5 protein-coding genes and 1 pseudogene are annotated in these 6,986 nt (G+C 70.8%); 2 read left to right on the top strand and 4 right to left on the bottom strand.

Annotation, left to right across the window (positions count from 1 at the left end; all coding sequences use genetic code 11):
• Positions 1-610, bottom strand: a pseudogene (locus FNX44_RS21595) (hypothetical protein); the annotation flags it as partial.
• A gap of 254 nt (positions 611-864) precedes the next feature.
• Here FNX44_RS21595 and FNX44_RS21590 point away from each other — a divergent pair.
• Both FNX44_RS21590 and FNX44_RS21585 read left to right on the top strand, forming a co-directional pair.
• Positions 865-2,820: a PhoX family protein gene (locus FNX44_RS21590; RefSeq protein WP_143650348.1), complete on the top strand. Its 1,956-nt coding sequence runs from the start codon at positions 865-867 to the stop codon at positions 2,818-2,820.
• A gap of 107 nt (positions 2,821-2,927) precedes the next feature.
• The gene (locus tag FNX44_RS21585; RefSeq protein ID WP_143650346.1) at positions 2,928-3,989 is read left to right on the top strand and encodes an aminotransferase class V-fold PLP-dependent enzyme; all 1,062 of its coding nucleotides are present in this window, start codon (positions 2,928-2,930) and stop codon (positions 3,987-3,989) included.
• A 90-nt stretch (positions 3,990-4,079) separates the two neighbouring features.
• Here the strand turns inward: FNX44_RS21585 and thpD are convergent, their stop codons facing one another.
• The 3 genes from thpD to ectB form a co-directional block, all read right to left on the bottom strand.
• The gene (gene thpD, locus FNX44_RS21580; RefSeq protein WP_143650345.1) at positions 4,080-4,979 is read right to left on the bottom strand and encodes an ectoine hydroxylase; all 900 of its coding nucleotides are present in this window, start codon (positions 4,977-4,979) and stop codon (positions 4,080-4,082) included.
• A gap of 78 nt (positions 4,980-5,057) precedes the next feature.
• On the bottom strand, positions 5,058-5,456 hold the full coding sequence (locus FNX44_RS21575; RefSeq protein ID WP_143650343.1) for an ectoine synthase: 399 nt from the start codon (positions 5,454-5,456) through the stop codon (positions 5,058-5,060).
• A gap of 173 nt (positions 5,457-5,629) precedes the next feature.
• Entirely contained in the window at positions 5,630-6,898 is a 1,269-nt protein-coding gene (ectB, locus tag FNX44_RS21570) for a diaminobutyrate--2-oxoglutarate transaminase (RefSeq protein ID WP_143650342.1), read from the bottom strand.
• Positions 6,899-6,986: the final 88 nt, after the last annotated feature.

Genomic DNA, 6,986 nt, shown 5'->3' with positions numbered 1-6,986 from the left:
CGTGGGCCGCCACAGGGGTGTCGTACCGCCACAGTGGGCACCTAACATCCCATCCTCGTTTCGCCCGGTGCTCCCCGTACCCGGCGTCCGCCAACCGTGAGGACGGTAGATGTCTGAACAGCGCCCCCAGCGCCAAGGCCTGGACGGTGAAACCGCCGTAGACCAGCGGGGCCACCCAGCCGTCGAGGAAGGGGGGCGCCGCTGCCTCCTCGGCTGCCGACGGGCGCGGGCCCAGGCCGCCGAGCACCGTCACCAGCGGTACGACCAGCACAAGCGGCGTGAGCAGGCCGGTGGCGGCCCACAGCGGCAGCAGCAGGAGCCAACCCGGCAGCCGCCGCCCGAAGGGCAGCACCAGGGCGAGCGCCAGCACGACCACGCAGATGTCGAGCGCCAGGGTGACGGCGTTCAGTACGTGGAGCGTCGTCGTACCGTCGGTGAGGACGCTGCCCTCCGGTATGCCGACACGACTGCCGGACAACCAGGCCGTCTTGATCAGCAGGTAGGGAACGCACGCGAGTATGGCCACCGCGCACAGCGCCACACGCGCCCTGCCGACGCCTTCCACCGGCCGCGTCGTCCTGCGGGAAACCGTCCTGCCAGAAGCTGTCATGCGGTAAGCGTCCCGCGCCGAAGGCCGCGGGCGCGTCCTACGTCGCGACGATCTGCCTCCCCCGTGAGGGGGAGCGTGCACGGACACGGCGCAGAACGGGCGGAGGACGGCGGAAACTCGCCCATCCGTGGGGTCGGTCGAGAATCGTGGGCCGCCACAGGGGTGTCGTACCGCCACAGTGGGCACCTAACATCCCATCCTCGTTTCGCCCGGTGCTCCCCGTACCCGGCGTCCGCCAACCGTGAGGACGGTAGATGTCTGAACAGCGCCCCGAGTTGACCCGGACCGATCCCGACGACATCAGCTCCAACCCCTCCGACAACCGGCCGTTCGGCAGCATGCTCGACGCCCGGCTGTCCCGACGCGGCGCGTTGCGGGGCGGGACGGCCGCCGCGGCCGGCTTCGTGCTGCTCGGCGGTCCCGCGAACGGCACCGCCACGGCACGCCCGGTCGCCGCCGCCCCGCCCACCGGTGGCGGCCACCACCGCGAACTGCTCGGCTTCCGCCAGGTCGACACCCACGACGAGGACGTGCTGACCGTTCCCGAGGGCTACTGCACGCAGGTCCTCATCCCATGGGGCACTCCGATCCAGCCGGGCGGCCCCCGCTGGCGGAAGGACGCCTCCAACACCGCCGCCGACCAGGCGCGGCAGCTCGGCATGAACCACGACGGGATGCACTTCTTCCCGTTGGGCAAGGGCCGCCACGCCTCGTCCCGCCGGGGCCTGCTGGTGCTGAACCACGAGTACGTCGACCAGCAGCTCCTCTTCCCCGACGGTGAAGAGGACATGACGCCGGAGAAGGTCGCCAAGGCTCTCGCGGCGCACGGCGTGAGCATCGTGGAGATCGAGTGCGGGGCGGACGGCCGCTGGCACACCGTCCGTTCGCGACTTGCCCGCAAGGTCACCGGATCGACTCCGGTCACCTTCTCCGGCCCGGTGGCCGAGCAGCACCCCGAACTGCGTGCGCGGAACCGGCCGATGGGCACGCTCAACAACTGCTCGATGGGCGTCACCCCGTGGGGCACCTATCTGACCTGCGAGGAGAACTTCAACTCATACTTCGGCACCGAGGACCCCGACTGGCGGCCGAACGCCGTCGAGCGGCGCTACGGCATCAACAGCGAGGGCTTCGGCTACGGCTGGCACCGGGCCTCCGAACGCTTTGACATCGCGGTCAACCCCAAGGAGGCGAATCGGTTCGGCTGGGTCGTCGAGATCGACCCGAAGGACCCGGCGGCCGTCCCGGTCAAGCGCACCGCGCTCGGCCGGATCAAGCACGAGGGCTGTGTGACGACGGTGTCCCGGGGCCGGATCGTCGGCTACACCGGCGACGATCAGGACGGCGACTACGTCTACAAGTTCGTCGGCGACCGCCCCTGGCGCGACCACCTGGACAGGGGCCGCAGCCCGCTCGACCACGGCACCCTGTACGTCGCCCGGTTCGACGACGACGGCACCGGCACCTGGCTGCCGCTGGTCTTCGGCCGGGGTCCGCTTACCCGCCGCAACGGCTGGCGGGACCAGGCGGACGTACTGCTGCGCACCCGGATGGCCGCCGACGCGCTGGGCGCCACCCCGATGGACCGTCCCGAGTGGCTGGCCGTCCACCCGAAGAGCCGCGACGTCTACGTCTCCCTCACCAACGGCAGCGGCCGGGGCGGCGCCGCCAACCCGCGGCAGCCCAACCCCTACGGGCACATCGTCCGCTGGCGGGAGCACGGCGGCGACAACACCGCGACCCGCTTCGAGTGGGAGGTCTTCGTCCTGGCCGGCGACCCGGCGCACGACGACCGGGTGGAACTCGGGGACAACATGTTCGGCTCGCCGGACGGCCTGTGGTTCGACCCGGACGGCCGGCTGTGGATCCAGACGGACGTCTCCAACTCCTCGCAGAACCTCCCCGAGAAGGGCTACGAGAACATCGGCAACAACGCCATGCTCGCCGCCGACCCGGACACCGGGGAGATCCGCCGCTTCCTCGTCGGCCCCCGGGGCTGCGAGATCACCGGTGTCGTCACCACGCCCGACCAGCGCACGATGTTCGTCAACGTGCAGCATCCGGGGGAGGAGACCCCGGCGTGGGGCACCCCGACACCGGAGAACCCGCGCGCGGTGAGCAACTGGCCCGACCACGACCCCGAAGGGCGACCGCGCTCGGCCACGGTCGTCATCTGGCGGGAGGACGGCGGCAAGGTCGGGGCCCCCTGACGCGGTGTTCTCACCGGCTCTCTGACGTGCGGTCATAAGCCGCGCTTTGCGGCGCGGCAACACCGACGCCAATGGACAGCGGCCGTCGGGCGGCGCACAGTGATCGCATGCTGAGCGTGACAGAAGCCGAGTTCGACTGCCCGACCGCCTACCTCAACACCGCCACCCACGGGCTGCTGCCCGCCCGCGCGGCGCGGGTGCTCACCCAGGCGGTGACGGAGATGAGCAGCGGCCGCATGGACATGAACCGCTGGTTCCAACGGATCGAGGCCGCCCGGTCGTCCTACGCCCGGATCGCCGGTGTGCCGCCCGGACGGGTGGCCACCGGCACCTCGGTCGCCGTGCACGTCGGCCTGGTGGCGGGCTCGCTGCCGGCCGGCGCCACGGTGCTGGTGGCGGAGAACGACTTCGCCTCGGTGGTGAACCCGTTTGTCACCCGCGGTGGTCTGCGGCTGCGGACGGTGCCGTTGGAGCGGCTGGCGGAGTCGGTCGACGCGGACACCGACCTGGTGGCGGTCAGTGCGGTGCAGTCGCTGGACGGGCGCATCGCGGACCTCGACGGGCTGGCGGCGGCCGCCTGCACCCACGGCTGCCGGACGCTCGTCGACGCCACCCAGTCCGCCGGCTGGCTGCCGCTGGACCACGGCCGCTTCGACTACACGGTCTGCGGCACCTACAAGTGGCTGCTGTGCCCGCGTGGCGTCTCGTTCCTCACCGTTCCCGAGGACGGCGGCGGGCTGCGCGCACTGCACGCCGGGTGGGCTTCCGGCGAAGAACCGTGGGAGAGCACCTACGGCCCGGTGCGGGAGCCGGCCCGTTCGGCGCGGCGCTTCGACGAGCCGGCGCCGTTCCTGCCCTATCTGGCCGCCGCCGAGTCGTTGGCTTTGGTGGAGGAGGCCGGGCCGGCGGCGATCGGGGCGCACGACCGGGCGCTCGCCGACCGCTTCCGCTCCGGCCTGACCTCGCTGGGTCTGTCGTTCGTTCCTGCCGAGGGCGCGATCGTCTCGCTGCCGGGCATCGGGGAGACGGGCGCGAAGCTGGCGGCTCGCGCCGGCGCCGAGGTCTCGGTACGGGCGGGCAACCTCAGGGCCGCCTTCCACCTCTACAACACGGCCGACGAGGTGGACCGGCTGCTGGACGCGCTCAGCGCCCTGCCCTCGGACGGCTGACGTCGGACGGCTGACGTCGGACGGCTGACCCCGCCGCGACCCGCGCCTACCGGGAGGCGCGGGTCGCGGCGGGACCGCTGTCGGACCTGGTCAGACCACCGGGGTGAAGTCGCGGGCCCCGATGTAGTCGGGCCGCGGCACCGGCGCGGCGAACGGCTCGACCGCGGTGTTCTCCACGCTGTTGAACACGATGAAGACGTTGCTGCGCGGATACGGCGTGATGTTGTCACCCGAGCCGTGCATGCAGTTGCAGTCGAACCAGGTGGCCGAACCGGCCTTGCCGGTGAACAGCCGGATGCCGTGCCGGTCCGCGAACCGGGTCAGCATCCCGTCGGAGGGCGTGCCCGCGTCCTGCATCTGGAGCGAGCGCTTGTAGTTGTCCTTGGGCGTCTCCCCGGAGCAGCCGAGGAACGTCCGGTGCGAACCCGGCATGATCATGAGTCCGCCGTTGGTGGCGAAGTTCTCGGTCAGCGCGATGGAGACCGAGACGGTCCGCATCCTGGGCAGCCCGTCCTCCGCGTGCCAGGTCTCGAAGTCGGAGTGCCAGTAGAAGCCGCTCGCGCCGAAACCCGGCTTGACGTTGATCCGGGACTGGTGGACGTAGACGTCCGAGCCGAGGATCTGCCGCGCCCGCCCGACGACCCGCGGGTCACGGACGAGATCGGCGAAGACCCGGCTCAGCTTGTGCACCTCGAACACGGACCGGATCTCCTGGGACTTCGGCTCCACGATGGAGCGTTCGTCCCGCCGGATCTCCGGGTCCGCGACGAGCCTTTCCAGTTCCGCGCGGTAGGTCAGCACCTCTTCAGGGGTGATGAGCTGCTCGATCGCGAGGAACCCGTCCCGCTCGTAGTCCGCCAGGTCCCGGGCCTCGATCGGCCCGGGAGCACCCGGTTCGGACCACACCACCGGATCCTTCCGCTCGGTCACCTGCTCGGTGGCGCCGCGCGTGGGATAGAGATCGGTGGTGCGCTCGGGTGCGGTGGTCATGACGACCTTCCTCTCCTCTCGTACGTTCCTTTTCTCTCGTCACAGTGGCCTGTCCGACGGCGGTCCGCGACCGGGAGCTCAGTCGTCCTCGGTGAGCAGCGGGTACACGCCGTTCTCGTCGTGGTCCTCACGGCCGGTCACCGGCGGGTTGAACACGCACACGACCCGGAAGTCGGTCTTCGGCCGCAGGGTGTGCTTCTCGTGCCCGTCCAGCAGGTACATCGTGCCGGGGCTGATCCAGTGGGTCTCGCCGGTCTCGTCGTTGGTCAGCTCGGCCTCGCCCTCGACGCAGAGCACCGCCTCGACGTGGTTCGCGTACCACATCGACGTCTCGGTGCCGGCGTACAGCACGGTCTCGTGCAGGGAGAAGCCCACCTTCTCCTTGGCCAGGATCAGGCGCTTGCTGCGCCAGGTGCCGGACGCGGACCGGACGTCCCGGTCGGTGTCCTCGATCTCCTGAAGCGAACGGACGATCACGGTGGGTGCCTTTCTGGCGTGGAACTGCGTGGAACTGATGGTGTCGGATGGTTTGTGCTGTCCGGTGATTCCTGCCCGGCTCGGGCGCCGGTAGGCCGGACCAAAGGCCGCAGCCCGCCCCTGGCGGGGCGGGCCTCGGGCCGGCCGTGGCCGGTCCGGGTGCGCGGAAGCGGTCAGACGGTGTCGCGGACCGCCCGGGCGAGGATCCGCAGGCCCTCGTCCAGCTCGTCCGGGCTGATGGTCAGCGCCGGCAGCAGCTTGACGACCTCGCTCTCCGGCCCGGAGGTCTCGATCAGCAGGCCCAGCTCGAAGGCGCGCGCGGCGATCTTCGAGGCGGTGGGCTTGTCGCGCATCTCCAGGCCCCACACCAGGCCCCGGCCCCGGTACTCGACGACGGCGTCCGGGTGCTCCTTGGTGATGGCCTTCAGTGTCGCCTCGACCTGCTCGCCGCGGCTGATGGTCTGCTTCTCCATCTGGTCGTCGGTCCAGTAGGTCTCCAGCGCGGCGGTGGCGGTGACAAACGCCGGGTTGTTGCCGCGGAAGGTGCCGTTGTGCTCGCCCGGCTCCCAGATGTCCAGCTCGGGCTTGAACAGCGTGAGCGACATCGGCAGGCCGTAGCCGCTGATCGACTTGGAGACCGTGACGATGTCGGGGACGATGCCGGCCTCCTCGAAGGAGAAGAACGCGCCGGTGCGGCCGCAGCCCATCTGGATGTCGTCGACGATGAGCAGCATGTCGTGGCGGCGGCACAGGTCGGCCAGCGCGCGCAGCCACTCCGCGCGCGCGACGTTGATGCCGCCCTCGCCCTGCACGGTCTCGACGATGACGGCCGCGGGCTGGTTCAGGCCCGAGCCCGCGTCCTCCAGCAGCCGCTCGAACCAGATGAAGTCCGGGGTCTGGCCGCCGAGGTAGTCGTCGAACGGCATCGGGGTGCCGTGGACCAGCGGGATGCCGGCGCCGGCGCGCTTGAAGGCGTTGCCGGTGACGGCGAGCGAGCCGAGCGACATGCCGTGGAAGGCGTTGGTGAAGGAGACGATCGACTCGCGGCCCTTGACCTTCCGGGCGAGCTTCAGCGCGGCCTCGACGGCGTTGGTGCCGGTCGGGCCGGGGAACATGACCTTGTACGGCAGGTCACGGGGGCGCAGCACGACGTTCTGGAAGGTCTCCAGGAACGCGCGCTTGGCGACGGTCGACATGTCCAGGCCGTGGGTGACGCCGTCCCGCTCCAGGTAGTCGAGCAGGGCGCGTTTGAGCACCGGGTTGTTGTGCCCGTAGTTGAGCGATCCGGCGCCGGCGAAGAAGTCGAGGTAGGTGTGCCCGTCCTCGTCGTACATGTGGCTGCCCTGGGCGCGGTCGAAGATCGTCGGCCAGCCGCGGCAGTAGCCGCGGACCTCCGACTCGAGAGTCTCGAAGACGCTCAGGTCCGGCTGGGTGATGGTCACGGGAAGCTCCTGGGAGTGGTGGGGAGTGAGGTCTGGGAGGTCGGGGCGCGCCGGGCGTCACGAAGCGCCGGGCGGCGCGGTCGGGGGC

The organism is Streptomyces alkaliterrae (assembly GCF_007097205.2).
Lineage (GTDB): Bacteria > Actinomycetota > Actinomycetes > Streptomycetales > Streptomycetaceae > Streptomyces > Streptomyces alkaliterrae.
This window is presented reverse-complemented; position numbering and strand designations above follow the sequence as displayed.

Excerpts from the sequence above, each read along its gene's own strand:
- FNX44_RS21590 (WP_143650348.1), top strand. The coding sequence starts at position 865 with ATGTCTGAACAGCGCCCCGAGTTGACCCGGACCGATCCCGACGACATC.
- FNX44_RS21585 (WP_143650346.1), top strand. The coding sequence starts at position 2,928 with ATGCTGAGCGTGACAGAAGCCGAGTTCGACTGCCCGACCGCCTACCTC.
- thpD (WP_143650345.1), bottom strand. The coding sequence starts at position 4,979 with ATGACCACCGCACCCGAGCGCACCACCGATCTCTATCCCACGCGCGGC.